General features: G+C 40.8%; 1 pseudogene. It reads right to left on the bottom strand.

Annotated elements, in window-relative coordinates:
• Positions 1 to 32 precede the first annotated feature (32 nt).
• Positions 33 to 238, bottom strand: a pseudogene (locus FOT98_RS31640) (RNA-guided endonuclease InsQ/TnpB family protein); the annotation flags it as partial.

Genomic DNA, 238 nt, shown 5'->3' on the forward strand with positions numbered 1-238 from the left:
AAGCTTGAAGTGGGGGTTTCTAACGTTTCGACCTAACGGACGATTAACGTCAGGGGAGTTAACACATTAGCGAGCTGTTTCACGCCTAACCCCTCTATCCCATTTGTCCATGCATTTGGGATTACTTTTCGTAAAATGTTAGCCGCAGCATTTACATCTGCATTAATTAAAGTTTTATTTGCTGAACGATATATGCCGCGCTCTATTCGTTTTCCTGAAAAAGTTGTATTTTGGTCAT

Source organism: Bacillus sp. HY001 (assembly GCF_007558965.1).
GTDB classification, from domain to species: domain Bacteria; phylum Bacillota; class Bacilli; order Bacillales; family Bacillaceae_G; genus Bacillus_A; species Bacillus_A mobilis.